We start from the raw sequence: 26,237 nt of genomic DNA on the forward strand, positions 1-26,237 counted from the left end.
GCCAAGAAGGGGGATTCTGGCGAACAAGGACGAGATCCTGGTCACAATGGGCGCACAGAACGCCTTGTGGCTCTCGGCACAAGTATTGCTCAATGGGCGACGGCGCGCCGCGATCGAAGATCCCTGTTACCCCGCCCTGCGCACCATTCTGACCCAATCGCGCTGCCAATTGAACTGCGTGCCCGTGGACCGCGACGGCCTGCCCCCCCGAAGCGCTTCCGCCCGATACCGATGTCGTCTTTACGACGCCAAGCCATCAATGTCCGACAACCGCCACCATGCCGCTTTTGCGACGGCGAGACTTGCTTGACAAGGCGGAAGCGGAAGATTTCGTGATCGTCGAGGATGATTATGAATTCGAAATGTCGTTCTTGAAGTCTCCATCCCCCTCACTCAAATCACTCGATCAAAACGGGCGCGTTATCTACGTTGGCTCCTTTTCGAAATCGCTGTTTCCGGGGCTACGGCTTGGCTATCTCGTTGGTCCGGCGCCCTTTATCCGCGAAGCCCGCGCCCTGCGCGCTACTGTCCTGCGGCATCCTCCGGGGCATATCCAGCGCACCGTCGCCTACTACCTTTCACTTGGGCATTACGATGCTTTGGTCCGGCGCATGAGCAAGACCTATCACGAGCGGCGCCAAGAGATGGATCGCGCGCTCAATGAAAACGGGCTGACGATTGCAGGCCAAGGCACCTATGGCGGATCATCGGTCTGGCTGCGCGCACCGCAGGGCATCGACACGACCCTATTGGCAGAGCGCCTGAAGGCCAGCAAAGTGCTTGTCGAACCAGGCGCACCCTTTTTCGCGGGCGACAGCCCCCCAACAGAATTCTTGCGCCTGGCCTACTCTTCAATACCATCTTCGCGCATCAGTGAGGGAATTCGCTTGATCGCGGATGCAATCCGAAGTAGCTGATTATTGAGACTGAGAGTCTCATTTTGGAGTTATCTGGCCATAAGAACGGTGCCTATCTGGACCTAACCGTGACTGGCTGCAAACCATAATGTCGCGACAGCTTGAAACGGGGGAATCTGTGCTCTTTGTTTCTGTTGGAATCTAGGGAAGGACCCACCGCCATGAAAATGACTACCGAAGAAGCCTTCGTCAAAACGCTCCAGGTGCATGGTATTCGCCACGCATTTGGGATCATCGGCTCCGCTATGATGCCAATTTCTGATATTTTCCCAAAAGCCGGGATTAATTTTTGGGACTGCGCCCATGAGATGACTGCGGGTATGATGGCCGACGGCTACACCCGTGCAACCGGCGAGATGTCCATGATGATCGCGCAAAACGGCCCCGGCATCACGAACTTCGTGACATCTGTAAAGACTGCTTACTGGAACCATACCCCTTGCCTGTTGGTCACGCCACAAGCGGCCAACAAGACCATCGGTCAGGGTGGCTTCCAGGAAATGGAACAGATGAACCTGTTCAAAGACTGTGTGGCATACCAAGAAGAAGTCCGCGATCCGACACGTATCTGCGAAGTGTTGGCCCGCGTCATCGCAAAAGCCAAGCGCCTGTCCGGTCCGGCCCAGATCAACATTCCACGTGATTTCTGGACGCAGGTTGTCGATATTGAAATCCCGCAGCCGATTGAATTTGAAGTCTCACCTGGCGGTACAGACAGCATCGCCAAGGCGGCAGAAATGCTGTCAACTGCGAAATTCCCCGTTATCTTGAACGGCGCAGGCGTCGTTCTGGCCCAAGGCGGCATCGAAGCCTCTCGCCTGTTGGCTGAAAAGCTCGATGCACCGGTTTGCGTTGGCTACCAGCACAATGACGCATTTCCCGGCAACCATCCGCTTTTTGCCGGTCCATTGGGCTACAACGGCTCCAAAGCCGGCATGGAACTCATCAACAAAGCCGACGTTGTTCTGGCGCTGGGGACGCGTTTGAACCCTTTCTCCACATTGCCTGGCTACGGCATTGACTACTGGCCAACAGACGCAAAGATCATTCAGGTCGACATCAACCCTGACCGTATCGGCCTGACCAAGAAGGTCACTGTCGGTATCGTCGGTGACGCGGCGAAAGTTGCGAGTGGTATCACCGCTCAGCTTGCCGATGATGCGGGCGAAGCAGGCCGCGCGGATCGTAAGAACCTTGTCGCGCAGACCAAATCTGCTTGGGCGCAGGAACTGACCTCGCTGGATCACGAGCAGGATGACCCCGGCACCGATTGGAACGAGCGGGCACGTGCAGCCCGTCCTGACTGGATGTCCCCGCGCCAGGCATGGCGTGCTATTCAGGCCGCAATGCCTGAGGATTCGATCATCAGCTCGGACATCGGCAACAACTGCGCGATCGGCAACGCCTACCCAAGCTTCCCAACAGGGCGCAAGTACCTGGCGCCGGGCCTGTTTGGTCCCTGTGGATACGGTCTGCCAGCCATCATCGGGGCGAAGATTGGCCAGCGCGATGTGCCAGTCATTGGTTTCGCAGGGGACGGCGCATTCGGCATCTCCGTGAACGAACTGACAGCCATCGGCCGCGACGAATGGCCGGCCATCACGCAAATCGTCTTCCGCAACTACCAGTGGGGCGCGGAAAAGCGCAACTCCACGCTCTGGTTCGACGACAATTTCGTTGGCACAGAGCTGGACATGAAGGTGTCTTACGCAGGTATCGCAAGCGCATGTGGTCTCAAAGGCGTCCAGGCCAAGACAATGGACGAGTTGACAGCCGCATTGAAGCAAGCGATCACCGACCAGATGGAAAACAACACGACTACTCTGATCGAGGTTATCCTGAATCAGGAACTCGGCGAGCCATTCCGCCGCGACGCAATGAAGAAGCCTGTTGAAGTTGCCGGCATCTCCGCATCTGACATGGCTGCTGAATAAGCTTGCCATTCGACCTAGGCCCCGGCACATCGGCGGCCCTTGCAATTGCGTTGCTCGGGGCCGCCTACGTCCGGGGCTATTCGGGTTTCGGTTTCTCGGCGATATTTATCGCATTTGCAGCCCTCGTCACAAACCCGCTCCCCCTCATTCCGGTGGTGTTTGCATGCGAAATGTTGATGACAGTCTTTCAAGCCCGCGAGATCCGCGGCCATATCGACTGGCGCAGGATTTTGTGGCTGCTTCTGGGTGCGGCAATCGCGCTTCCCTTTTCGGTATCGGTGATCTTGTCGGTCGGAGAAGACACCGCGCGCATTGCAATCTCCGGGATCATCTTTGTTCTGTCGCTGGTGCTGCTTTCTGGATGGACGCTCCAGCGACGCATCGGGCCGCTGGGTCATACCGGCGTCGGGATCGTTTCAGGGGCCTGCAACAGCGCGGGCATCGGCGGATTGCCGGTCGCGGCGTTCATGTCCGCGCAACCGATAGAAGCCGCAGTGTTTCGGGCCACCATGATTGTCTACCTCACAGGTCTGGACATGATTACCTTGCCGTTCTTATGGGCCGGTGGTCTTGTAACGATAGATACCGCGATTGGTGTCGCATTGGCCTTTCCCATGCTGGGCATGGGTGTTTGGCTAGGCGGGCGGCAGTTCACCAGCACATCCCCCGCGTCGTTCCGGCGCTTCGCCATTCTCTTGCTTCTGACCCTGTCGCTGTTCGGAGTGATCCGGGCAATCATAAGGATATGATATGACCTCTCCTTTTCTCTCCGACCGCGAAGCCCAAGCACCGCAAGACTTGATCGCGCGCGCACAAACCTTCGCTGCGCCGCGCGTCGCAATCGCCCGCGCTGGTGCGCCACTACCGATGAAGGCCGCTCAGGAAGCAACCAGGGCAGGCATTCTTATCCCTGTCTTTGTCGGCGAAGCGGATGTGATCCATGCGGAAGCCGCCACCCTTGACTGGGACATTTCTGGCTACGCACTTCACGACACCTCGGGCGAGGAAGAAGCCGGAAAAACCGCAGCGGCGCTGTGCGGCGCAGGCGATGCCGATGTCTTGATGAAAGGCCAACTCCATACGGATGTCTTCATGAAGTCCGCCGTCAGCCGCGACGCCGGCCTGCGCACTGGCAGCCGCTTTGTGCATATCTTCCACATCTCGCACCCTGACGGCGGCAAGCCGATCCTTATCTCGGATGCGGCCGTAAACGTGAACCCCGACCTGATAACGCGTCAATCCGCGATTGTTGAGGTCAAAAAACTGCTGAACAAACTGGGCAATCAACGGCCCAAAATCGCAATCCTGTCTGCCACTGAAAGCGCCATTCCGTCGGTGCCTTCGTCCATGGAAGGGCAAGCGCTTGCCGCATGGACCCGCGAGAACGTAGCGGACGTGGACGTATCCGGCCCTTTGGCCCTCGATCTCATCATCTCACCCAAAGCCGTCGCAACCAAGAAACTGACCGATGATCCCGTCGCCGGACAGGCCGATGCGATCATTGTTCCCGACATCGTCTCCGGCAATGCGCTGTTCAAAGCCTTCGTTTATCTCACCGGTGGCTGTGCTGCTGGCGTGGTGACAGGGGCGAAGGTCCCGATCCTTCTGACATCGCGCGCCGATCCTCCAGCCGCACGCATCGCATCTGCTGCATTGGCGGCCATAAGTTGCGGGTTGCCCAAGTGATATTGGTTCTCAACGCAGGCTCCTCCTCGTTGAAGATCGAGGTGTTTGATGAGGGACTGACGTCCCTGATCGCTGGCCGCGTGACGAACCTCGGCACGACCGGCGAACTTCGCTTGGACACGGATACGCAATCCGTCGAAGCGCGCAATCACGCGCACGCGCTTACGCTGATGCTGGAGAGACTGGCACAAGCGGGATACCCGCTATCGCGTTTTGCAGCAGCCGCGCACCGGATCGTCCACGGCGGCGCGGTCCTGACTGCACCCGCCCGCATCAGACCACCCGTGCTTGCAACAATCGAAAGCGTGATCCCACTGGCGCCATTGCATAACCCCAACAATCTCGCCGGGGTCTATGCGCTGCAAGAGCAGGCGCCAGAACTGCCGCAGTATTGCAGTTTCGGAACTGCCTTTCATGCCACAAATCCAGAGATTGCAACCCGCTACGCCATTCCTCAGACGCACCATGATGCAGGCATCCGGCGGTACGGTTTCCACGGTTTGTCTTACGCAAACATGGTGGCCGAGTTTGGCGACGCACTGCCCGCTCATCTGCTCGCTTTTCACTTGGGCAATGGCGCGAGCCTTTGCGCAATCAAAGACGGGCAATCCATTGCAACGTCCATGGGGTATTCACCGCTTTCCGGCCTGACAATGGGCACGCGGTCCGGCGATATCGACGGTGCAGCCGTCTTGCGGATGTCAAAAGCGCTGGGCGAAGATGAAACGGACCGGATGCTGAACAAGACCTCCGGGCTGCAGGCGCTGGCTGGCGATAACAACATGAAAACATTGCTGGAACGTGATGACGACGCGGCGCGCTTTGCTGTCGATCACTTCTGCTACTGGGCGGCGCGCCATGCAGGATCAGCAATCGTTGCAATGGGCGGTGTTGACGCCGTGGCATTTACAGGCGGCATTGGCGAAAACGCGCCGGCAATCCGCGACCGGATCATGCAGCATTTGTCCTTCCTCGGCGATCTGCCAGCGCTCGTGATCGTCGCTGATGAAGAAAAGCAGATCGCCCGCGATGCGCTGGGCCTGATGGCACAGGGGCGGTGAATGTTTGACGCACTGCTGACTTGGACAGATCTGACAGGGCAGGAATTTGCAATCCTGACCGTCATCGTCTTTGTGGCAGGTGTCGTGCGCGGGTTTTCCGGCTTTGCGCTTTCAGCCATCGTGATCGCCAGCGCCGTCATCATCTTGCCACCTGTGCAACTGATCCCGATCTGCTGGTGGCTGGAAATGACAGCCTCTGTCTTGATGGCCAAAGGTGGCTGGCAACAGGCCGACCGCGGTGTGGTCATGGGCCTTGTGATTGGATCGACAATCGGTGTGCCATTTGGCCTGATGCTGACCACGTCAATCTCGCCCGATACCAGCAAACTGATTGTTCTTGTGCTGATTATTGGGCTCGCGATGACACAGCTTGCGAAAATCCGCCTTCCGTTTTTGGCGACCAAACCGGGGCTTTACGGATCGGGCTTTGCGGCGGGCGTGGCCACAGGCCTTGCCAGCGTCGGCGGCATGGTGATCGCGATTTATGTACTTTCACAAGACGCAGCCGCCAATAAAATGCGCGCAGCCCTTGTCTTGTTCCTCTTTATCGGCTCTCTGACATCGCTTGTTTCGCTGCTTTGGTTCGGCGTGATGAATTGGACAGCCGTGGCACGCGGTCTGTCTCTCGCGTTGCCCACAACAATCGGCGTTATCTTCGGTCAATGGCTATTCATACCGCGTTTTGCCGCCTATTATCGACCAGTCTGCCTGTCCTTGCTGTGTGCTTTGGCCGGCGCTGCCCTCATCCGCACGCAACTCGCTTGAAAGGATTGCCCATGTCGCTCGATCAACCCCATTTGGATACATCCCCGAAAGTCTCAGACGAGATCCGCAAGACCACATGCTATATGTGCGCCTGTCGTTGCGGGATTAACGTTCATATGAAAAACGGCAAGGTTGCCTACATCGAAGGCAACAAGGACCATCCGGTCAACCAAGGTGTGCTTTGCGCCAAGGGCAGCGCGGGCATCATGCAGCACAACGCGCCATCACGGCTTCGGGCACCGCTGAAGCGTGTGGGCGAACGCGGATCAGGTGAATTCGAGGAAATCAGCTGGGAAGAGGCGCTGACACTGGCAACAAGCTGGCTCAAGCCGATACGCGATACGGCCCCCGAAAAACTGGCCTTCTTTACCGGGCGCGACCAGTCGCAATCCTTCACCAGCTTTTGGGCACAGGGGTTCGGCACACCAAATTATGCCGCACATGGCGGGTTCTGCTCGGTCAACATGGCGGCCGCAGGGATCTACACGATGGGCGGGGCGTTCTGGGAGTTCGGCCAGCCGGATTGGGATCACACCAAACTCTTCATGCTGTTCGGCGTGGCAGAGGATCACGACAGCAACCCGATCAAAATCGGTATCGGCAAGATCAAGAAGCGCGGCGCACGGATGATTGGCGTGAACCCAATCCGCACCGGCTACAATGCCGTCGCAGACGATTGGGTTGGCATCACACCGGGCACCGACGGCCTGTTCATTCTGGCGATGGTGCATTGCCTGATGAAAGCGGGCAAAGTTGATCTGGAGTATCTGGCACGCTTCACCAATGCCTCTGTGCTGGTGAATGAAGACCCCAACTCCGAAGACTTCGGTCTGTTCCTGCGTGACGCGGATGGCCAGCCGCAAGTGATTGATCGGCGTACAGGTAGTCTGGCGCCTTGGAATGGAGAAGGCGTTGAGCCTGATCTGTCAGGGACGCACCGCGCAAAAGGCGTCACCCATCGCCCGGTATTCCATCAAATGGCGGATCGCTATTTGTCCGAAGACTACGCCCCGGAAGCGGTGGCAGAGCGGTGCGGCATCTCTGCCCAGCGCATTCGGGCAATCGCGGCTGATCTGGCAAGGGTGGCCTTCGACGAGGCCATCGAACTGGATCGGCCATGGACCGATTTCCGCGGCAGGAAGCATGATAAGATGGTGGGGCGTCCGGTGTCTTTCCACGCAATGCGCGGGATTTCGGCACACTCTAACGGCTTCCAAACCTGCCGCGCGCTGCATGTCCTGCAAATCCTGCTGGGCTCAGTCGAAGTGCCGGGCGGCATGCGTTTCAAACCCCCCTACCCCAAACCAGCAACAGCCCACCCGAAGCCGCATGGCAAGGTTACACCGGGCGCAGCACTCGACGGCCCGCACCTTGGCTACACCCATGGGCCTGAAGATCTGCTGCTGGACACTGAAGGCAACCCGATACGGATCGACAAAGCCTATTCATGGGAAAATCCGATGTCAGCGCACGGGCTGATGCATATGGTAATCTCGAACGCGCACGCGGGCGTGCCTTACCAGATCGACACATTGTTCATGTATATGGCCAATATGTCGTGGAACTCGTCGATGAATGTCGGTGGCGTGCACAAGATGCTGACTGACAAGGATGAGAACGGCGACTATGTAATCCCGCATATTATCTACTCGGATGCCTATTCTTCCGAAACAGTGGCCTACGCCGACCTCATATTCCCGGACACAACCTATCTTGAACGGCACGACTGCATCTCGCTGCTGGACCGGCCAATCTGCGAAGCTGACGGGGTCGCCGACGCGATCCGCTGGCCCGTCGTTGAACCGGACCGCGACGTGCGCGGGTTCCAATCTGTACTCTGCGAGTTGGGCGCGCGCTTGAACCTGCCGGGCTTCGTGAACGAAGACGGCAGCCAGAAATATCAGGACTACGCTGACTACATAACCAACCACATCCGCCGGCCCGGCGTTGGGCCATTGGCTGGCTTCCGCGGCAACGGGGAAGACCATGGGCGCGGGGACGTGAACCCCAACCAGCTGGACCGCTACATCGAGAATGGCGGTTTCTGGCTGGAGCATGTCCCGGAAAACGCGGCCTACTACAAACCGTTCAGCATGGATTATCAGGACTGGGCGGTGAAGATGGGCTTCTACGATGCCGTCCAACCCTATATTTTCCAACTCTACGTTGAACCGCTGCGCAAGTTCCAAGCCGCCGCCGAAGGGATCGGAGAACGGCAACCGCCTGAGCACCTGCGCGAGCGGCTCAGGCTGACAATGGACCCTCTGCCGATTTGGTACGGACCTTTGGAAGATGATCACGTCGATCTGGACGAATACCCGGTCCATGCGCTGACACAACGCCCAATGGCGATGTACCACTCATGGGGCACACAAAACGCGTGGCTCCGCCAGATCCATGGGCATAACCCGCTCTACGTGCCCACCAAAATCTGGGAGACCAACGGCTTCGCAGAAGGCGACTGGGCCAAAGTAAGCTCGGCTCATGGAACAATCGTGGTACCAGTGGCGCATCAGGCTTCGCTGAATGCAAATACAGTGTGGACATGGAATGCCATCGGCAAACGCAAAGGCGCGTGGGCACTGGATGAAGGTGCGACAGAGGCAACCAAAGGCTTCTTGCTCAACCACCTGATCCACGAACTGCTGCCACCCAAAGGCGACGGCCTGCGTTGGGCCAACTCTGACCCGATTACCGGGCAAGCCGCATGGTTCGATCTGCGGGTAAAAATTGAAAAGTCAGATGTGCCAAACGAAGCGCAGCCTGCCATGCCACCCATTAAATCACCTGTACCCAAAGGGCCGAAAGAATTGGAATGGAAGGTTGGCAAATGACAAACCGACAAGTCCTCTTGCTGATCGCGGCCTTTGTGACCGTCACCTTGGGAAGCTTCATCTGGTACGTTGCCACATGGGACGCGGATAAACGCGCGGACGCGACATCCGCCGACGCGCCCCTCTTCATCTTGGCCCAAAAACTCCCGCCGGAGGCTCCGGCACTTACAACAGGGACACTGCTATGACCCAACTGCCCCCACCATCCGCCAAGAAGCTTGGCCTCGTCATCGACCTTGATACTTGTGTGGGCTGCCATGCCTGTGTGGTGTCATGCAAAGGCTGGAATACGGAAAATTATGGCGCGCCATTGTCGGACCAACAGCCCTACGGTGCCAATCCTTCAGGCACGTTCCTGAACCGGGTCCATTCCTATGAGGTACAACCTGAGCAAGGCGAAGCGCAGCTCATCCACTTCCCGAAGTCCTGCCTGCATTGCGAAGACGCGCCCTGCGTAACGGTCTGCCCTACTGGGGCCAGCTACAAACGGGCGGAGGACGGTATTGTCTTGGTCAACGAAAGCGACTGCATCGGCTGCGGCCTATGTGCCTGGGCCTGTCCTTACGGCGCGCGCGAGCTTGATGCCAAAGAAGGCGTGATGAAAAAATGCACCCTCTGCGTCGACAGGATCTACAACGAGAACCTGCCTCAGGAAGACCGCCAGCCAGCCTGTGTACGCACCTGTCCGGCAGGCGCACGCCATTTTGGTGATCTGGGCGACGCAGAAAGCGACGTTTCCAAATTGGTTGCTGAACGGGGTGGCTTTGATCTGATGCCGGAGCAAGGCACAAAGCCGGTCAACAAATACCTGCCGCCGCGTCCTAAGGATGAAACACCCGAATTCGACATTCTGGCACCCTACCTTGAGCCGATCGCCAGCGATGGCAAAGGCTTCGTAGGCTGGCTGGACAAGGCCCTGTCATCACTTCCCGGAGGAGCGACATAATGCATCCCGCACCCTCAGTTATCATCTTCACGACATTCTCCGGCATCGGCTTTGGCCTCCTGTTCTGGTTAGGCCTGGGCGCGGTTGTTCCGACCGGGCTGTCTGCATTTATCTGGTTTGCATTCGCATATGCGGCAGCAGTCGGCGGCCTGTTGGCATCAACATTCCACCTCGGTCACCCGGAGCGGGCCGCAAAAGCCTTCAGCCAGTGGAAAACCAGCTGGCTCAGCCGCGAAGGGATCTGCGCTGTCGCCACTTTGCTTGTCATGGCAGCCTATGCGATTGGTTTGGTGTTCTTTGGCGTGCAATTCGCCCCACTGGGATGGATCGGGGCCTTAGGGGCGCTTGGCACGGTCTACACGACGTCAATGATCTATGCGCAGTTGAACACCGTCCCGCGTTGGAAGCACTGGACGACCCCTGCGTTATTCCTGACGCTTTCCATTGGTGGGGGCGCGTTGCTCTCTGGTCAGATCTCGGCTGCTCTGGTTTTGTTGGTCGTAGCCGGAGGACTGCAGTTTTACGCCTGGACCTCAGGCGATACGCGACTGACAGAGAGCGGCACCGACATGGCGACTGCAACGGGCCTGGGACATATCGGCAAAGTCCGCGCGTTTGAGCCACCACATACAGGTACAAATTATCTGATGCGTGAATTTATCCATCAGGTCGGGCGCAAACATGTGCAAAAATTGCGGATTATCGCGATGGCGCTTGGATTCGTGCTGCCAGTCGTCCTCCTGCTTTTACCGTTCAATCATGTTCTTGGGGTACTGGCGGTCGTCAGTCATATTGCGGGCGTTCTCACGCTGCGCTGGCTGTTTTTTGCACAAGCAGAGCATGTCGTCGGTCTCTATTACGGCAAACGCTGATCCGACCCTCACAACAACAAAGAGCCCGCGCAATGTGCGGGCTCTTTTCGTTTTACAAGAATTTCTGGAATTTCTGTATCAAGTCCGAATGCGTTTTTCGGTCTGACCATCAAACAGGAATATCCGGTTTGTATCGATCAGAATGCCAACCGTCGCACCCTCTGCCGTCCGCTCATCGCCGCGCTCTTCAACAACGATCCGCTCGCCCGTCGCGCTTGTAAGATAAGCATAAGAAACACCACCGAGGCTCTCTGTCATCTCTACGGTGTGGCTGTCTCCCGCAGGATCGAGCGTGATATGCTCTGGCCGCGCGCCAACACTGACGGTATTGCCGTCATATGCGCTGCTGACCAACCCGTCGAAAGACCCGCCAAGTCCCGGCGCATCAACGCCGCTGGCCGTCATTGTGCCGCTGACAAAATTCATCGCAGGTGAGCCGATGAAGCCTGCCACGAATTTATTGTCAGGATCACGATAGAGATCCATCGGTGCGCCGACCTGTTCGATCACCCCAAGACGCAGAACGACGATTTTGTCAGCCAATGTCATGGCTTCGACCTGATCGTGTGTGACGTAAATCATCGTCGCACCGATTTCCTTGTGCAAACGCGCGATCTCAACCCGCATTTCGACGCGCAGTTCCGCATCAAGATTGGACAAAGGCTCGTCGAACAGGAACACCTCAGGCCCGCGCACAATCGCCCGGCCTATCGACACACGTTGGCGCTGGCCACCAGACAGGGCCGCAGGCTTGCGATCCAGATAGGGCTCCAGCTTCAAAATACGCGTCGCTTCGGCCACCTTGCTTTCAATCTCCGGCTTGGGGTGGCCGTTCATCTTCAGGCCGAAACCCATATTGTCCTTGACGGTCATGTGGGGATAAAGCGCGTAGGTCTGGAACACCATCGCAACACCGCGCTGGGACGGATCCATGCGCGTGACATCACGATCACCGATATGAATGGCACCCTCGGTCGTTTCCTCAAGCCCTGCGACCATGCGCAAAAGCGTGGATTTCCCGCAACCAGACGGGCCGACAAAGACGCAGAACTCTCCGTCTTTGATATCAAGATCAACGCCGTGGATGACCTGTACTTCGCCGTAGCGTTTAATCACGTTGTTCAGCGTAACACCTGACATGGCTTATATCCCTGTTGTTTCTTTGGGGGTGTAATCAGGGAAGCTCCAATTTTGGGCATCCCTTGTAATGTTGTTTGCGGTTTCCTGCAGGACCGGCACAAAGCTTTCGAGGCCTGCAAGATTGGTACGGCTTGTCGTGCTCGTGACAGACAAAGCCCCCAGTACGCGGCCGGCATCCGTCAGAATTGGCATCGCGACGCAGATGATACCCGGTTCATGTTCCTCCCGGTCAAAACCATAGCCGTTATCACGAATGTCCTTCAGCTCTGCTCGCAAGGCATCCGCACTATCAAGCGTGTGCTCGGTAAAGGCATGAAAAGATTGCTGTTCGATCACCTGTCCGGCAGCGTCACTATCCAGGAATGCCAGCATCACCTTGCCAACGCCGGTGCAGTATGCCGGGCCGACTTTGCCCGCTTGGCTGTACATCTCAACCGGCTGGCTGGCGTTTCGCTTGTCGATATACAGCACTTGTGCATGATCGAGTTGGGCCAGATGCACTGTTTCACCGACCTGCTGGCTGAGCGCTTCAATGTGTTTGCGCGCCACCGGTGCCAATGTGGATTGATCCCAAGCTGCATGTGCCAGCCGAACAAGCCGCAGGCCGGGGCTGTAGGTTTGCCGCTCTGGGTCATAAGCCAACATTTGCTGGCTGGTGAGCGTTTGAACGAAGCGGTAAAGCGTTGGCTTGGGGAACGATGACTGCGACAGGAGCTCTGAAAAGCGAACAGGCCGCCCGAAGGCCGCCACTTGATCCAGCACCTCAAGTGCCTTGCCCACTGTGCCGTCACCGGTCACGCGACCCATCTATCCTCCCGTCGCCGATCTTTGGCTTTTGACACCGGTCTCCTCCCCGGTGCAGCCTTCGACTGTTGACAAGGCTAGCCGAGTCGCGGTTTAGTATCAACATCCAAAACTTAGTTTCAAATAATGAAACTTGTTTTTCAACGGAAGCATACTGGGAGGATACCATGCATTCCATTTTGAAAACGTCGCTCGCGGCGTTTGTTGCTGCTGGCGTTGTCGCGTCATCAGCGGCAGCAGACGGCAACAGCCTGTCCGGCGAACTCAACATCATCTCTGACATGTCCAACCCTGCGCCGCGCGCAGTGATGGAAGGTCTGGCATCAGATTTCGACGCGCTGCACCCTGATCTGGAAGTTAACCTGACGATCGTCGACCGCGAAGCATGGAAGACACAGATCCGCAACGCACTGGGCGCAAACCCACCTGACGTTGTGAACTGGTACGCAGCAAACCGGATGCGTCCCTATGTGGACGCGGGCCTGTTTGCCGACATCTCCGATCTTTGGGCAGAGCCCGAATTTGAGGCTTTGGCATCCACCAAAGGTGCGATGACGCTTGATGGCGCACAGTGGGGCGTCCCCTACACATACTACCAGTGGGGTGTTTACTACCGTAAGGACATCTTCGACCAATATGGCTTGAGCGAGCCAACAAACTGGGCAGAAGAAGTGGCAAACTGCCAGACGCTTCTGGACAATGGCGTGAAGTGCTACACCATCGGCACCAAGTTCCTTTGGACTGCTGGCGGCTGGTTTGACTACATCAACTCGCGCACCAATGGATATAATTTCCACATGGCGCTTGCCCGTGGCGAAATTGAATGGACCGACGACCGCGTCCGGGAGACGTTCGCCAACTGGCGTCAGCTGATCGACATGGGAGCCTTTATTGACGACCACCAGACCTATAGCTGGCAGGAAGCGCTACCATTCATGGTGAATGGTGAAGCTGCGTCTTACCTGATGGGTAACTTTGCTGTCGCTGCGATGCGCGACGGTGGGCTGGATGACAGCAAGCTGGACTTCTACCAGTTCCCGATGATTAACCCCGACGTTGATTATGCAGAAGATGCGCCAACAGATACATTCCACATTGCATCTGGTGCGCAAAACATGGACGCAGCGAAAGAATTCCTGCGCTATGTCACATCTGCGGACGTGCAGACAGCGATCAACAGCGGCGACGCTTTGGGTCAGTTGCCTGTCAATGCGAACTCTTCCATTGATGCCGACAAATTCCTTGAGCAAGGCTTCGACATGCTGTCGAACAATGCGGGCGGCGGCATCATGCAGTTCTTCGATCGTGACTTCGATGCGGAAATGGCATCTGTCGGCATGGAAGGCCTGCAGGAGTTCATGGTGTTCCCAGACAATCTGGACGACATCCTTGAGCGTCTCGAAGAGACACGTCAGCGTATCTACAACTAAGCCAATTGGTAGGGTGGATGAAAATCCACCCTACTTGCCCACCCGCAGCCTATCCGCAAATCCAACACCCGGATTTTCGCATGTGCTGTCCGCAGGGGAGACAAGATCATGGCATCCGCCGACACCAACAAGGGCTGGTATAAACGCAACGAGATCGCGATTACGCCTTGGCTATTCCTGCTACCTGCAATGATCTTCTTTGCGGTTTACGTAATTATTCCAATCGGACAGTCATTTTGGATCTCTCTGCATGAATGGGATGGTCTGGGCGAAAAGACATGGGTTGGCACTGCCAACTATGAGCGTCTTTTGGGCTGGGGCGACCAGAATATGGATCGCAAGTTCGAAACCTCTTTCTGGAACAACATCAAATGGCTGGTGCTATACCTTCTGGCGATCCCGGCAGGCTTGTTTATTGCCCTGTTTCTCAATCAGACAGTCACAGGCATCCGCTTTTACAAGTCGATGTTCTTCTTCCCCTTCGTCATCAGCCAGGTGGTTGTTGGTCTGGTTTTCAGCTGGTTCTACCTACCACGCGAAGGCTTGCTGAACGCGGTGCTGGCCGTCTTTGGCGCAGGTCCGGTGAACATCCTCGGTGACCCAACACTTGCGACATACGGCATCATCGCAGCGGGCCTCTGGCCGCAAACTGCCTATTGCATGATCCTTTACCTCACGGGCCTCAACGCGGTTGATCCAGAGCAGGTCGAAGCCGCCCGGCTCGATGGTGCGAAGGGGTACAAGATGCTCTGGTATGTGATCCTGCCCCAATTGAAGCCCGCGACCTTTATCGCATTTGTGGTGACAATCATCGGCGCATTGCGATCATTCGACTTGATTAGTGTCATGACAAACGGCGGGCCTTTCGGCTCTACCCGCGTGTTGTCCTTTTTCATGTTCGAGGAATCGCTGTCGGAGTTCGGCTTCCGCATGGGTTATGGCGCGGCCATCGCGGTTGTGCTGTTCTGCCTGATGCTGGGTTTCATCACCTATTTCCTTTACTCCATGTACCGTGACGAAAAAGGAGCGCGCTAATGTTTCCAACCCCGCTCGAAAAAACGTCACGGACGTGGCAGATTTCCTATCAAGTAATCTTGCCGTTCAGCCTGATTGTCTGGTTGTTGCCGCTGATCGCGGTTGCCAACTTCTCCATCAAGCCAGAGGCAGACTTCGTCAACGGCAACTACTGGGGCGTCCCCAGCAGCTTTGAGGCGTTCTCGAATTACGGCAAAGTATTCTTCGAATCGAACATGCCGCGCTATTTGCTAAACTCCCTGTTTATCACGATCCCAACTGTGATCGGGGCGGTGGCACTATCGTGCATGGCGGGCTTTGCGTTGGGTATCTACAAGTTCAAAAGCAACTTGCCGATATTCTTTATCTTCATCGCAGGCAATTTTGTGCCATTCCAGATCTTGATGGTGCCTGTGCGCGATCTGACATTGGACCTTGGACTTTATGATACAAAGACCGGCCTGATCCTGTTCCACATCGCGTTCCAAACCGGGTTCTGCACACTCTTCATGCGGAACTTTATCCGCGCCCTGCCGTTCCCGTTGATTGAGGCCGCGCGCGTTGAAGGCATCGCGGAGTGGAGAATTTTCCTCTATGTGGTTCTACCCTTAATGAAGCCCGCATTGGCCGCTTTGGCCGTGCTGATCTTCACATTCATCTGGAACGACTATTTCTGGGCTGTGGTCCTGACCCAAGGACCAGATGCGCAACCCGTCACCGCCGGTATCACCGAGTTCAACTCGCAGTTCCGCGCGGCCTATCACCTGATGAGCGCGGGATCGATCGTGGCAGCACTCCCACCGGTTGCGATGTTCTTCTTGATGCAGAAACACTTTATCGCGGGTCTCACCCTCGGAGCTGTAAAGTAGACGCCCATGAACCGCACCTACCGGATTGACGATGGTCGCCAAACGCTTGTTCTGGCGGCGCGAAACGACCGTCTGCCAGAGACGGTCTACTGGGGGGCGACGCTCCCTGCGGATGAAGACCTCGACACGTTGCATGCAGCCCATGCAATCGACGTCACCGGCGGCATGTTGGATGAAAACCCTGATTTGTCAATTTGCCCAGAGGCCACACGCAGCTTTCCCGGCCAACCCGGTCTGATCGTTCGCGACAGCGACGGGACGCCTTTGCTGCCGAAATTCTGCTTTGAAAGCGTGACGCATAACGGCGCGCTGGAGCTGACATATACCGATGCTGCAAACGGGTTGCGCCTGACGGTGACTTTCGCAAGCGATCCCGATACACATATCATCACCTGCCAAACGACATTGGACGCCACCCGCCCCGTGCACCTTCATTGGCTTGCAGCGCCTGTGCTTCCCGGACCGCAGCAATCAGATGAAATGATCGACGTCTCTGGCCGCTGGTGTGGGGAATTCCAACTCTCCCGCACCGCCTGGGCACCCGGTATGCGCTACCGTGAAAACCGCACCGGACGCACGGGGCATGAACACTTCCCCGGTTTGATCGTCCCATGCCGTGGCGCGACCAACACCGAAGGAGAGGCCTACGCCTTTCATTATGGCTGGTCTGGTGGTCACAAAATGATCGCAGAAGAGTTGCAGGACGGACGCCGCCAAATCCAATGGGGCCATGCAGCACGCATGGAGACGGAAGCGGCCACGCAATTCAAGACCGCTCCGCTCTATATCGCTTATTCGAATAGCGGTCTGAACGGTTGCGCAGTCGCGTTCCAGCGCCACCTGCGCGACCGGATCGTAACGTGGCCAAAGCCCGATGCACCACGCCCGGTCCATTATAATTGCTGGGAAGCCGTCTATTTCGACCATAAGCTGCCCGTCCTGCAAGACATCGCCGACCGCGCCGCAGACCTCGGGGCGGAGCGTTTCGTGCTGGATGACGGCTGGTTCGGCAACCGTGACGACGACACCCGTAGCCTGTCCGACTGGACAGTTGACCCGCGCAAATACCCCGACGGCCTGCATCCGCTGATCGAACACGTCCATGGCCTCGGTATGACTTTTGGCATCTGGTTTGAGCCGGAAATGATTAATGAGGACAGCGACATTCACCGCGCGCATCCCGATTGGGTTCTCGGCAGCGAAGATCAAACGCTTGGTCGGCAACAAAAAGCACTGAATATGGCGCTGCCTGCCGTGCGCGATTATCTTTATGAACGGATGTCCTCAATCCTGCGGGATCACCAGATCGACTACATCAAATGGGACCACAACCGCGTGCTGCCAATGCCTGATGCGTCGCAAACGCGCGGATCTTACGCGCTGATCGACCGGTTGCGAGCGGAGTTCCCGCATGTTGAAATTGAAAGCTGCGCCTCTGGCGGCGGGCGCATTGACTTTGGCATTCTCCAACGCACCCAGCGCGTTTGGCTTTCCGACAGCAACGACGCGCTCGAAAGGCTGCGCATCCAGCACGACGCAGCCTTGTTCCTGCCATTGTCAGTCACCGGCAGCCACGTCGGTCCGCGGCATTGCCACACCTCTGGCCGGCACCTTGATATTGCGTTCCGGGCATGGGTCGCGGCCCAGCGCCACATGGGATTTGAGATGGACCCCCGCGAGCTGGATGAAACCGAAGCCGCGATCTTGGCAGAGGTGACAAGCTGGTGGAAGCTCAATCGCGGCTGGATGCAGAACGCGGATATCCTGCGGCTGGACAGCGCTGATCCTGCGGTCCTTGCCGAACAACAGCTAGCCCGTGACAAACACTGCTTTGTTGTCTTTGCGGGCAAGGCTGCGACCAGCGCGCAAATCGCCCCGCGCCCGCTGCGGCTGACAGCACTTGATCCAGCGGCGACCTATCGCATTGATCTCATCAACCGCAATGCACTGCACCGCCTTTCGCGCGGCGCAACTGCGTTGAAAACCGAGGCGCTGGAGTTGTCAGGGGCCTATCTGATGCGCCACGGCATCACCCTCCCCTGGTCTTTCCCGGAGCGGATGTGGGTTATTGAAGGGACGCGGCTATGAACGCAACTTTCCATGACCTCAACGATGCGGCGGTTTTTATCACAGGCGGCGGCAATGGGATCGGGGCGGCGCTGACAGATGGTTTCATGGCACAGGGCGCAAAAGTCGCGTTTGTTGGACGATCCGACGCCTCCGAGTTTGTCCAAAAGATGCAGGACAAACATGGCTCTGCGCCATTGTTTATCCAATGCGATATTACCGACACACAGGCATTGCAGAATGCGATGGACAGTGCAGTCGCCGCTCATGGGGCCTTGCGCGTGCTGGTCAATAACGCGGCCAATGACATGCGCTACGACGCGTTGGATATCAATGAGGCAACATGGGACGCGCAGCAAGCGATCAACCTCAAGGCCTATTTCTTTGCCTGCCAGAAGGCGGCATCGCTCATGACCCCAAAGGGTGCGATCATCAACTATAGCTCAATCACCTATATGATGGGTCTTGCTGGCATGGTCCCCTATGTCACAGCCAATGCAGGGATCACCGGGATGACGCGGGCGCTCGCGCGCGAATGGGGGCCGCGCGGTTTGCGCGTCAATGCAATCGCGCCCGGTTGGGTTTTTACCCAAAAGCAGGAAACTCAATGGGCCACGCCCGAAAGCAAAGCTGCCTTCTTACAAAAACAGTGCTTGCAAGACTTTATCAAACCAGAGGATATGGTCGGGGGAACACTGTTTTTGGCCTCATCTGCCTCTGCTATGATGACAGGGCAAACCATCGCAATTGACGCAGGCGTGGTAGGAACCGGATGACGCAAACAAACATCAAAGCCGACTGGATCGCCGTCGACTGGGGCACCAGCAACATGCGCGCTTGGGCAATGTCTGCGTCTGGGTCGGTTTTGGCGGAGGGATCCTCCGATCAAGGCATGGGCAAGCTCGATCGCGACGGGTTTGAGCCGGCATTGCTGGCTGTTGTCGGCGATTGGCTTGATGGGCCAACAACGGTTGTCGCTTGCGGCATGGTCGGCTCGCGCCAAGGCTGGATTGAAGCGCCATATGCGAAAACGCCCTGCGCCACGTTGCCTGATGGGTTGGTGCAAGCACCGACAAAGCATCCTGACCTCACGGTGCAGGTTATTCCGGGCATCATGCAACGCGATCCAGCCGATGTGATGCGCGGGGAGGAAACCCAGATCAGTGGCTTTCTGGCACGCAACAAGAATTGGGACGGCGTGATCTGCCTGCCCGGAACACACACAAAATGGGTGCATGTCAGCGCCGATGAAGTCGTCAGCTTCCAGACCTTCATGACCGGGGAATTGTTTCACGTAATCGCCACGCAAACCGTCCTGCGCCACTCAGTTGCAGCTGAGGGATGGGATGATGCTGCCTTCACAAATGGGATGGAAACCGCCATGGCACGGCCCGAACGACTGGCAGCGCGGCTCTTTTCCTTGCGCGCAGAAGGGCTGTTGCATGAGCTGAAGGGCGACACTGCGCGCGCGCAGCTTTCCGGCCTTTTGATCGGGGCAGAGCTTGCGGGCGCCAAACCATATTGGCTCGGTCAACAGATCGCGGTTATCGGCGATAGCAACCTGTCAAAGCTTTATGTCGCGGCACTCGCCACGCAACATGTCCCGGCAACACAAGTCAACGCGACAGCGGTTACGCTTGCGGGCCTTGCCAAGGCTTACCGACGTTTGAAAGGATAACCCATGGACCGCCCCCTGATCGCCATCCTACGCGGAGTGACACCACCAGAAGCGGCCCCGATTGCTGCCGCTTTGATCGCGGCAGGCATTACAAAAATCGAAGTACCGCTCAATTCTCCCGATCCGTTTGAGAGCATCAAAACGATGGCAGATGCCCATGGCAGCGACGCGCTGATCGGCGCGGGTACCGTTCTGTCGGTCGCGGAGGTCGGTCGCGTCGCAAAAGCGGGAGGGCAGTTGATCGTTTCGCCCAATTGCGATCAGCGGGTGATTGTCGCAACAAAAGCCGCCGGGATGCAAAGCTGGCCCGGCGTGATGACGCCAACCGAATGCTTTGCGGCACTCAAAGCGGGCGCGGATGGGCTCAAGATTTTCCCTGCCAGCTTGCTCGGTCCTGAAGGGATCAAGGCAATCCGGGCGGTTTTGCCACAGGGCACACAAGTCTACGCCGTTGGCGGGGCGGGCGCTGACAATTTTGCCGAATGGATGGCAGCGTCAGCCGACGGTTTCGGCATCGGCTCTGCGCTTTACAGATCTGGATTCACAGTTGCGGAAGTTGCCGCGCGCGCCCGCGACATGGTTGCAGCCTATGATGATGCGGCCGCATGATATTTGACGAAACCCAATGCGCACTTGGTGAGGGGCCTTTGTGGCATCCTTTGCGCGGGCAACTCTTTTGGTTCGATATCTTGGGGCACCGCCTGCATACGAAGGGCCGCTACTGGCAATTTAACACATACGTCAGTGCGGCCGGTTGGATCGACAAAGATACGTTGCTTGTTGCGTCAGCAGAGGCACTGCAAACGCTGGACCTCGACAGTGGGCGCATTACATATCTGCGCGATTTGGAGACCGACAATCCAGTCACGCGCTCGAACGATGGGCGCGCCGACGCGCAAGGCGGCTTCTGGATCGGAACCATGGGCATCAACGCCGAAGCGGGGGCTGGCGCAATCTACCGGTACTACCAAGGCGAACTCCGCCAGCTCTACACACCCATCACGATCTCGAATGCGATCTGCTTTTCACCGGACGGCAAAACAGCTTATTACACCGATACCCCAACCCAAAAAATCATGCGCGTCGCGCTCGATAAAGACGGTTGGCCTGACGGCAAGCCAGTCTTGCACATCGATCTGCAAGGCACAGAGTTTCGCCCCGATGGTGCCGTTGTCGACGCGCAAGGTAACCTTTGGAACGCACAATGGGGCGTGGGTCGGGTTGCGAGCTATGACCCACAGGGGCATTTTCTGGAAAGCTTCAGCTTCGCGGCACGCCAAACATCCTGCCCCGCATTCGGAGGCAAAGACATGAAAACATTGTTCTGCACGAGTGCGGCCGTCGGCGTTGAAGGACCGGATCAAGGCAAAACATTCGCAACAATCACAAAAACGACCGGCCAGGCAGAACACCGCGTTATTCTCTAAGCACCTACCGCCCCTTCACCTTGGCCCAAAACTCAAAAGGTCCCGCCCCATGAAACGTACGCTAGGCGTCTGTTACTACCCCGAACACTGGCCAGAGGCGCAATGGAGCACAGACGCATCGCAGATGGTCGCAGCAGGGCTGACATGGGTGCGCATCGGGGAATTTGGCTGGAGCCGGATGGAGCCTTCGCCAGGTCAACTCAACTGGAACTGGCTGGACCGGGCCATTGATGTTTTGGGCAAAGCAGGGCTGAAGATCATCCTTGGCACGCCGACGGCGACACCACCGCGCTGGATGATCGACAAACACCCCGACATGCTCGCGGTCGATGCAGACGGGCGGACGCGGAAGTTCGGCTCGCGCAGGCACTATGACTTCAGCCACCTCGGTTACCGCGAAGAATGCAAGCGGATCGCGCAGCTGATGGGTGAACGCTACGGGCGGAACCCGCACATCGCAGCATGGCAAATCGACAATGAATACGACTGCCACGAAACAACGCTCAGCTATTCAAATGCCGCACGGCACGGCTTTCAGGACTGGCTCGCGCAGAAATATCAATCGCCCGACGCGCTCAACCGTGCGTGGGGGAACGTCTTTTGGTCAATGGAATACGACAGCTTCGATCAGGTCGACCTACCCAATCTGACCGTGACAGAAGCGAACCACCCCCATCAACTGGCTTTCAGGCGCTACAGCTCCGATCAGGTGGTTGCCTTCAACAAGCTGCAGGCCGTTGAGCTGCGCAAACACAGTGACGCGCCGTTGATCCACAACTACATGGGCAGGATCACTGCATTCGATCATTGGAAAGTCGGCGCGGATCTCGATATCGCATCGTGGGACAGCTACCCTATCGGCTTTCTGTCTGACCGGCTTGAAGGCAGCCCGGCGTTCAAACAGGCTTACTTGCGTCAAGGGCATCCCGACAACCAAGCGTTTCACCACGACCTCTACCGGGCAGTGGGAAAGGGACGGCTTTGGGTGATGGAGCAACAGCCGGGGCCTGTAAATTGGGCGCCGTACAATCCGGCACCACTCCCCGGCATGGTTCGCCTTTGGACCTGGGAGGCCTTTGCCCATGGCGCCGAAACCGTCTGCTATTTCCGCTGGCGACAGGCGCCATTTGCACAAGAGCAACTGCACGCGGGTCTGCTGCGCCCTGACAGCGCACCGGCGCCAGCTTTGGCCGAAGCGCGTCAGGTCGCCGACGAAATCGCCTCACTCCCGCATGTTGGAACAGCCAAGGCGCAGGCGGCGCTGGTCTTTGACTATGAAAGCGCATGGGGCTGGGACGCGCAGCCGCAGGGTGCCGATTTTGAAATGTTCCGTTTGGCCTTTGCAGCCTATTGTGGTTTGCGTCGCGCGGGGCTGAACATTGATATCTTACCGCCGGAAACGGCTGACTTGTCTGGCTACAAACTGGTGCTGGCACCGGGGATCATGTCACTTTCTGACCCACTTCGCGCCGCCCTCGCCCGGTTTGAGGGCACCGCCTTGCTGGGGCCCCGCACAGATACCAAAACGCCGGAATTGAGCATTCCCACCTCATTGGGCCCGAACCTCGACGGGCTCGACATCACCGTCGCCCTGACCGAAAGCCTGCCTCCCGATGACGGCATCGCATGGCAAAACGGCGGGCGATTCCTACATTGGTTTGAGCATCTGGAAGGCACCGCTGAGATCTTTGCCAAGACGCAATCAGGCCAGCCCGCCATCATGGGGAAACCCCAGGTCCGCTACCTTGCCGGATGGCCAGATGACGCGACGTTTGACCAGATCATCCGGAGCCTCTGTGAAGAACACGGGATTGAGATCACTGAATTGCGTGAGGGCTTGCGCATTCGAGACACCGAAACACATCGTTTCATCTTCAACTACGCCAACCACCCACTCACATGGAACGGCACGCAAATCCCTGCCGCGGGCGTCTATTGGGAGCCCCTCTCATGACCCATTTCGGAACCACACGATCAGGCGAGAACGTCAGACGCATTGAGATCAGCGCAGGCGATCTCGGCGTGCATGTCTTGACCTATGGTGCCATCATTCACGATGTGCGCCTTGCGGGTGTCGGGCGCAACCTGACATTGGCCTCAGACACGCTGGCGGACTACGAAGACGCGATGGGTTACTTCGGGGTCATCGTCGGGCCAATCGCGAACCGGATCAGCACTTCCCGCGTGCGCCTTGGCAACATGATGTATGAGTTGGAGCGCAATGAAAACGGTGAAACCCACTTGCATTCCGGCAGCGACGGGGTTCACCGCAAACTCTGGCGGGTTGTTGCGCAAACACCTGACAGCGTGACGCTTGGATTGACCCTGCCCGATGGTGCTGCGGGCCTGCCCGGACACCGCGAAATCACGGTCACCTATGCGGTCAGCGCCCCTGCCAGTTTGACGATGACAATTGACGGCACGACCGATGCAGACACCTGCATGAATTTCGCCAGTCACATCTATTGGAATCTCGATGGCAGTGATACTTGGGCCGGCCACCAACTTCGCATAGATGCAGAGGCCTATCTGCCGGTCAACGACAAAACATGCCCCACGGGCGAGGTCATCGATGTTGCGGGCACACAGATGGATTTCCGCAAGATGCAAACGCCCACGATTGGGACGCCCGCGCTGGATCATAACTTCTGCCTCTCTGACGCGGTTCAGCCCTTGCGCGATGTATTGTGGCTTGTGGGCCAGGACGGAGTGCAGATGACACTCGCAACGACAGAGCCCGGGATGCAGATACATGACGCGTCAGGGTCACACCGTCCCGGGCACCTCCCCTACGAGGGGCTGGTGATTGAGCCGCAGCGCTGGCCGGATGCGCCAAATCATCGGCAGTTTCCAAGCATTACAGTGCGACCGGATGCGCCGTACCGGCAAATCAGCAATTGGCGATTTAGCCGCTAGCTGCCGCGATAGGTTGAGAAGCTGAACGGTGAGACGAGCAATGGCACGTGGTAATGCGATGCCGGGTCGTTGATGCCAAAGCGGATAGGGATCTCGTCCAGAAAGCTGATGTCTTCGTCGCGCCCAAAATACGCGCCCGCTTGAAACACCAACTCATAATTGCCCACTTCAAATGCGTCAGCAGGCAAGATTGGCGCATCCGTGCGACCGTCGTCATTGGTTACCATGCCAACAACATGATCCCGCCCCGCCGGCGTGAGCCGGTAAAGATCGATCTGCATTCCGGCCGCAGGCATTCCACCAGCGGTATCCAGCACATGGGTCGTCAAAAATCCGCTCATCTTGGATGCCTCCTCATTGGCCTTTCAACATCCACCAGAGCATCCATTATGTCACGTCGAATTTGCCAAAAAGACTTCAGAAGCGCAGCAACCGCGCTGCGCTGTCGCACCCCCCTGAAAAATGCTGCGGCGCGGCTATATAAGTGCCAAGCGGACATGACCGCCCAGAAAGTCGAACACATATCATGGAACTTGAGACACTTTTGTTGTCGCGCATTCAGTTTGCGGCGAACATTTCTTTCCACATCCTCTTCCCAACAATCACGATCGCTTTGGGCTGGGTACTTTTGTTCTTCAAGCTGCAATACAACCGGACCAGACAAGAGCGCTGGATGGAAGCCTACCGCTTCTGGGTGAAAATATTTGCGCTGTCTTTTGCGATGGGCGTCGTATCAGGCATCACCATGTCGTTCCAGTTTGGTACAAACTGGCCGGGTTTCATGGAAACCGTCGGCAATATCGCAGGGCCCTTGCTCGCCTATGAGATCATGACCGCATTCTTCCTTGAAGCGGTGTTTCTGGGGATCATGCTGTTTGGCTTTAGCCGGGCACCCAACTGGTTGCACACGCTTGCGACATTTCTTGTGGCCTTTGGTACATTGATGTCCGCGTTCTGGATTATCGTGCTGAACTCCTGGATGCACACCCCCCAAGGGTTTGAGATGATCGACGGCGTGGCCTTTGCGACCGATTGGTCGGCGATTATCTTCAATCCATCCATGCCATATCGCTTTGCGCATATGGTGCTGGCCAGCTTCCTGACCGTCAGCTTCCTGATCGCCGGTGTCAGCGCCTATCGCTGGTTGATCGGCGGACGCACAGAGGGCGTTCGGGCGTCGATGAAATCAGCACTTATCGCAGCCGCGGTGTTGGTTCCCGTGCAAATCTTCGTTGGTGACCTCCACGGTTTGAACACGAAGGAATACCAGCCCGCAAAAGTCGCCGCCATGGAAGGCAACTGGGAAACAAGCACAGGCGTGCCTCTGATCCTTTTTGCAATCCCGGATGAGCAAGCACGCGAGAACAAATCTGAAATCGGTATTCCAAACCTCGCATCCCTCATTCTGACCAAGGACTGGAATGGCGAGGTGAAAGGCCTCAATGATTTTGTCACCGAGGAAGGCGACGTCTTGCACCCACGGGTGACGCCGGTCTTCTGGTCCTTCCGTGTCATGGTGGGCACTGGCCTGTTGATGCTGCTGGTGAGCTGGTCTGCGACATATATGATCTTGCGGCGTAAACGCGGGGTCGAAGGGCTACCGAAACCGGTGCTCTACGGCCTTGTCGGCATGAGCTTTAGTGGCTGGCTGGCGACACTTGCCGGATGGTACACCACAGAGATCGGGCGCCAGCCTTGGCTGGTCCAAGGCGTCATGACCACCAAAGAGGCCGTCGCCGATGTCCCTGCCCCGATGGTTCTGTCGACACTCATTGCCTACCTCGTTGTCTATGCAGCACTTTTGGCGGCCTATATCTTCGTGATCTTCTATCTGGCGCGTAAGGCCGCAAAGGGTGAACAAATTGGCACGCGTATTG

General features: G+C 57.4%; 23 protein-coding genes and 1 pseudogene. 21 read left to right on the forward strand and 3 right to left on the reverse strand.

Features of this window, described 5'->3' with window-relative positions; all coding sequences use genetic code 11:
* From ACFDSS_RS05530 to ACFDSS_RS05575, 10 genes and pseudogenes are all read left to right on the forward strand, one after another.
* A pseudogene (locus ACFDSS_RS05530) lies at positions 1-917 on the forward strand (PLP-dependent aminotransferase family protein); the annotation flags it as partial.
* Between the two features lie 161 nt (positions 918-1,078).
* The gene (gene xsc, locus ACFDSS_RS05535; RefSeq protein WP_375254768.1) at positions 1,079-2,851 is read left to right on the forward strand and encodes a sulfoacetaldehyde acetyltransferase; all 1,773 of its coding nucleotides are present in this window, start codon (positions 1,079-1,081) and stop codon (positions 2,849-2,851) included.
* Complete coding sequence (locus ACFDSS_RS05540) at positions 2,848-3,600, forward strand: TSUP family transporter (protein ID WP_375254789.1); 753 nt, start codon at positions 2,848-2,850, stop codon at positions 3,598-3,600. The genes xsc and ACFDSS_RS05540 overlap by 4 nt, the downstream gene beginning before the upstream one ends.
* A 1-nt stretch (position 3,601) precedes the next feature.
* Entirely contained in the window at positions 3,602-4,537 is a 936-nt protein-coding gene (locus tag ACFDSS_RS05545; protein WP_375254769.1) for a phosphate acyltransferase, read from the forward strand.
* A complete protein-coding gene (locus ACFDSS_RS05550; RefSeq protein ID WP_375254770.1) occupies positions 4,534-5,598 on the forward strand; it encodes an acetate/propionate family kinase in 1,065 nt (354 codons plus the stop codon). Before ACFDSS_RS05545 ends, ACFDSS_RS05550 begins: the two co-directional genes overlap by 4 nt.
* Positions 5,599-6,363, forward strand: a complete 765-nt coding sequence (locus tag ACFDSS_RS05555; protein ID WP_375254771.1) for a sulfite exporter TauE/SafE family protein — start codon at positions 5,599-5,601, stop codon at positions 6,361-6,363.
* A gap of 11 nt (positions 6,364-6,374) precedes the next feature.
* On the forward strand, positions 6,375-9,197 hold the full coding sequence (locus tag ACFDSS_RS05560; protein WP_375254772.1) for a molybdopterin oxidoreductase family protein: 2,823 nt from the start codon (positions 6,375-6,377) through the stop codon (positions 9,195-9,197).
* A complete protein-coding gene (locus tag ACFDSS_RS05565) occupies positions 9,194-9,385 on the forward strand; it encodes a hypothetical protein (RefSeq protein WP_375254773.1) in 192 nt (63 codons plus the stop codon). Before ACFDSS_RS05560 ends, ACFDSS_RS05565 begins: the two co-directional genes overlap by 4 nt.
* Positions 9,382-10,143 carry a 4Fe-4S dicluster domain-containing protein gene (locus ACFDSS_RS05570; RefSeq protein ID WP_375254774.1) on the forward strand — a complete coding sequence of 254 codons (762 nt, stop codon included), beginning with the start codon at positions 9,382-9,384 and terminating at the stop codon, positions 10,141-10,143. Before ACFDSS_RS05565 ends, ACFDSS_RS05570 begins: the two co-directional genes overlap by 4 nt.
* A complete protein-coding gene (locus tag ACFDSS_RS05575) occupies positions 10,143-11,015 on the forward strand; it encodes a dimethyl sulfoxide reductase anchor subunit family protein (RefSeq protein ID WP_375254775.1) in 873 nt (290 codons plus the stop codon). The genes ACFDSS_RS05570 and ACFDSS_RS05575 overlap by 1 nt, the downstream gene beginning before the upstream one ends.
* A gap of 78 nt (positions 11,016-11,093) precedes the next feature.
* On the opposite strand, the gene ACFDSS_RS05580 is transcribed toward ACFDSS_RS05575, so the two are convergent.
* Both ACFDSS_RS05580 and ACFDSS_RS05585 read right to left on the reverse strand, forming a co-directional pair.
* Positions 11,094-12,155 (reverse strand): ABC transporter ATP-binding protein, encoded by a 1,062-nt coding sequence (locus ACFDSS_RS05580; protein ID WP_375254776.1) that lies wholly within the window; start codon positions 12,153-12,155, stop codon positions 11,094-11,096.
* 3 nt (positions 12,156-12,158) lie between these two features.
* Positions 12,159-12,953 (reverse strand): IclR family transcriptional regulator, encoded by a 795-nt coding sequence (locus ACFDSS_RS05585; protein WP_375254790.1) that lies wholly within the window; start codon positions 12,951-12,953, stop codon positions 12,159-12,161.
* Positions 12,954-13,126: 173 nt separating this feature from the next.
* Here ACFDSS_RS05585 and ACFDSS_RS05590 point away from each other — a divergent pair, with 173 nt between their 5' ends.
* From ACFDSS_RS05590 to ACFDSS_RS05635, 10 genes are all read left to right on the forward strand, one after another.
* The gene (locus ACFDSS_RS05590) at positions 13,127-14,389 is read left to right on the forward strand and encodes an ABC transporter substrate-binding protein (protein ID WP_375254777.1); all 1,263 of its coding nucleotides are present in this window, start codon (positions 13,127-13,129) and stop codon (positions 14,387-14,389) included.
* A 108-nt stretch (positions 14,390-14,497) separates the two neighbouring features.
* Complete coding sequence (locus tag ACFDSS_RS05595; RefSeq protein WP_375254778.1) at positions 14,498-15,424, forward strand: carbohydrate ABC transporter permease; 927 nt, start codon at positions 14,498-14,500, stop codon at positions 15,422-15,424.
* A complete protein-coding gene (locus ACFDSS_RS05600; protein ID WP_375254779.1) occupies positions 15,424-16,272 on the forward strand; it encodes a carbohydrate ABC transporter permease in 849 nt (282 codons plus the stop codon). The genes ACFDSS_RS05595 and ACFDSS_RS05600 overlap by 1 nt, the downstream gene beginning before the upstream one ends.
* A 6-nt stretch (positions 16,273-16,278) precedes the next feature.
* Positions 16,279-18,360, forward strand: coding sequence for an alpha-galactosidase (locus ACFDSS_RS05605; RefSeq protein WP_375254780.1), 2,082 nt, complete (start codon positions 16,279-16,281; stop codon positions 18,358-18,360).
* Entirely contained in the window at positions 18,357-19,115 is a 759-nt protein-coding gene (locus ACFDSS_RS05610) for an SDR family NAD(P)-dependent oxidoreductase (protein ID WP_375254781.1), read from the forward strand. Before ACFDSS_RS05605 ends, ACFDSS_RS05610 begins: the two co-directional genes overlap by 4 nt.
* The gene (locus tag ACFDSS_RS05615; protein ID WP_375254782.1) at positions 19,112-20,017 is read left to right on the forward strand and encodes a 2-dehydro-3-deoxygalactonokinase; all 906 of its coding nucleotides are present in this window, start codon (positions 19,112-19,114) and stop codon (positions 20,015-20,017) included. The genes ACFDSS_RS05610 and ACFDSS_RS05615 overlap by 4 nt, the downstream gene beginning before the upstream one ends.
* A gap of 3 nt (positions 20,018-20,020) precedes the next feature.
* The gene (locus tag ACFDSS_RS05620) at positions 20,021-20,626 is read left to right on the forward strand and encodes a 2-dehydro-3-deoxy-6-phosphogalactonate aldolase (protein ID WP_375254783.1); all 606 of its coding nucleotides are present in this window, start codon (positions 20,021-20,023) and stop codon (positions 20,624-20,626) included.
* On the forward strand, positions 20,623-21,444 hold the full coding sequence (locus ACFDSS_RS05625) for an SMP-30/gluconolactonase/LRE family protein (RefSeq protein ID WP_375254784.1): 822 nt from the start codon (positions 20,623-20,625) through the stop codon (positions 21,442-21,444). The genes ACFDSS_RS05620 and ACFDSS_RS05625 overlap by 4 nt, the downstream gene beginning before the upstream one ends.
* Positions 21,445-21,493: 49 nt before the next feature.
* Positions 21,494-23,398 (forward strand): beta-galactosidase, encoded by a 1,905-nt coding sequence (locus tag ACFDSS_RS05630; protein WP_375254785.1) that lies wholly within the window; start codon positions 21,494-21,496, stop codon positions 23,396-23,398.
* Entirely contained in the window at positions 23,395-24,360 is a 966-nt protein-coding gene (locus ACFDSS_RS05635; protein WP_375254786.1) for an aldose epimerase family protein, read from the forward strand. Before ACFDSS_RS05630 ends, ACFDSS_RS05635 begins: the two co-directional genes overlap by 4 nt.
* On the opposite strand, the gene uraH is transcribed toward ACFDSS_RS05635, so the two are convergent.
* Positions 24,357-24,701 (reverse strand): hydroxyisourate hydrolase, encoded by a 345-nt coding sequence (gene uraH, locus ACFDSS_RS05640; protein ID WP_375254787.1) that lies wholly within the window; start codon positions 24,699-24,701, stop codon positions 24,357-24,359. The genes ACFDSS_RS05635 and uraH overlap by 4 nt on opposite strands.
* A gap of 185 nt (positions 24,702-24,886) precedes the next feature.
* On the opposite strand from uraH, the gene ACFDSS_RS05645 reads away from it, so the two are divergent.
* The coding region (locus tag ACFDSS_RS05645; protein ID WP_375254788.1) for a cytochrome ubiquinol oxidase subunit I at positions 24,887-26,237 on the forward strand (1,351 nt) is incomplete at its 3' end.

The organism is Yoonia sp. (assembly GCF_042093035.1).
Taxonomy (GTDB): domain Bacteria; phylum Pseudomonadota; class Alphaproteobacteria; order Rhodobacterales; family Rhodobacteraceae; genus Yoonia.

What these genes read in the sequence shown, in the direction of transcription:
- xsc (WP_375254768.1), top strand. Translation starts at nt 1,079, where the DNA reads ATGAAAATGACTACCGAAGAAGCCTTCGTCAAAACGCTCCAGGTGCAT.
- ACFDSS_RS05545 (WP_375254769.1), top strand. Translation starts at nt 3,602, where the DNA reads ATGACCTCTCCTTTTCTCTCCGACCGCGAAGCCCAAGCACCGCAAGAC.
- ACFDSS_RS05555 (WP_375254771.1), top strand. Translation starts at nt 5,599, where the DNA reads ATGTTTGACGCACTGCTGACTTGGACAGATCTGACAGGGCAGGAATTT.
- ACFDSS_RS05560 (WP_375254772.1), top strand. Translation starts at nt 6,375, where the DNA reads ATGTCGCTCGATCAACCCCATTTGGATACATCCCCGAAAGTCTCAGAC.
- ACFDSS_RS05565 (WP_375254773.1), top strand. Translation starts at nt 9,194, where the DNA reads ATGACAAACCGACAAGTCCTCTTGCTGATCGCGGCCTTTGTGACCGTC.
- ACFDSS_RS05570 (WP_375254774.1), top strand. Translation starts at nt 9,382, where the DNA reads ATGACCCAACTGCCCCCACCATCCGCCAAGAAGCTTGGCCTCGTCATC.
- ACFDSS_RS05575 (WP_375254775.1), top strand. Translation starts at nt 10,143, where the DNA reads ATGCATCCCGCACCCTCAGTTATCATCTTCACGACATTCTCCGGCATC.
- ACFDSS_RS05580 (WP_375254776.1), bottom strand. Translation starts at nt 12,155, where the DNA reads ATGTCAGGTGTTACGCTGAACAACGTGATTAAACGCTACGGCGAAGTA.
- ACFDSS_RS05590 (WP_375254777.1), top strand. Translation starts at nt 13,127, where the DNA reads ATGCATTCCATTTTGAAAACGTCGCTCGCGGCGTTTGTTGCTGCTGGC.
- ACFDSS_RS05595 (WP_375254778.1), top strand. Translation starts at nt 14,498, where the DNA reads ATGGCATCCGCCGACACCAACAAGGGCTGGTATAAACGCAACGAGATC.
- ACFDSS_RS05600 (WP_375254779.1), top strand. Translation starts at nt 15,424, where the DNA reads ATGTTTCCAACCCCGCTCGAAAAAACGTCACGGACGTGGCAGATTTCC.
- ACFDSS_RS05605 (WP_375254780.1), top strand. Translation starts at nt 16,279, where the DNA reads ATGAACCGCACCTACCGGATTGACGATGGTCGCCAAACGCTTGTTCTG.
- ACFDSS_RS05610 (WP_375254781.1), top strand. Translation starts at nt 18,357, where the DNA reads ATGAACGCAACTTTCCATGACCTCAACGATGCGGCGGTTTTTATCACA.
- ACFDSS_RS05615 (WP_375254782.1), top strand. Translation starts at nt 19,112, where the DNA reads ATGACGCAAACAAACATCAAAGCCGACTGGATCGCCGTCGACTGGGGC.
- ACFDSS_RS05620 (WP_375254783.1), top strand. Translation starts at nt 20,021, where the DNA reads ATGGACCGCCCCCTGATCGCCATCCTACGCGGAGTGACACCACCAGAA.
- ACFDSS_RS05625 (WP_375254784.1), top strand. Translation starts at nt 20,623, where the DNA reads ATGATATTTGACGAAACCCAATGCGCACTTGGTGAGGGGCCTTTGTGG.
- ACFDSS_RS05630 (WP_375254785.1), top strand. Translation starts at nt 21,494, where the DNA reads ATGAAACGTACGCTAGGCGTCTGTTACTACCCCGAACACTGGCCAGAG.
- ACFDSS_RS05635 (WP_375254786.1), top strand. Translation starts at nt 23,395, where the DNA reads ATGACCCATTTCGGAACCACACGATCAGGCGAGAACGTCAGACGCATT.
- uraH (WP_375254787.1), bottom strand. Translation starts at nt 24,701, where the DNA reads ATGAGCGGATTTTTGACGACCCATGTGCTGGATACCGCTGGTGGAATG.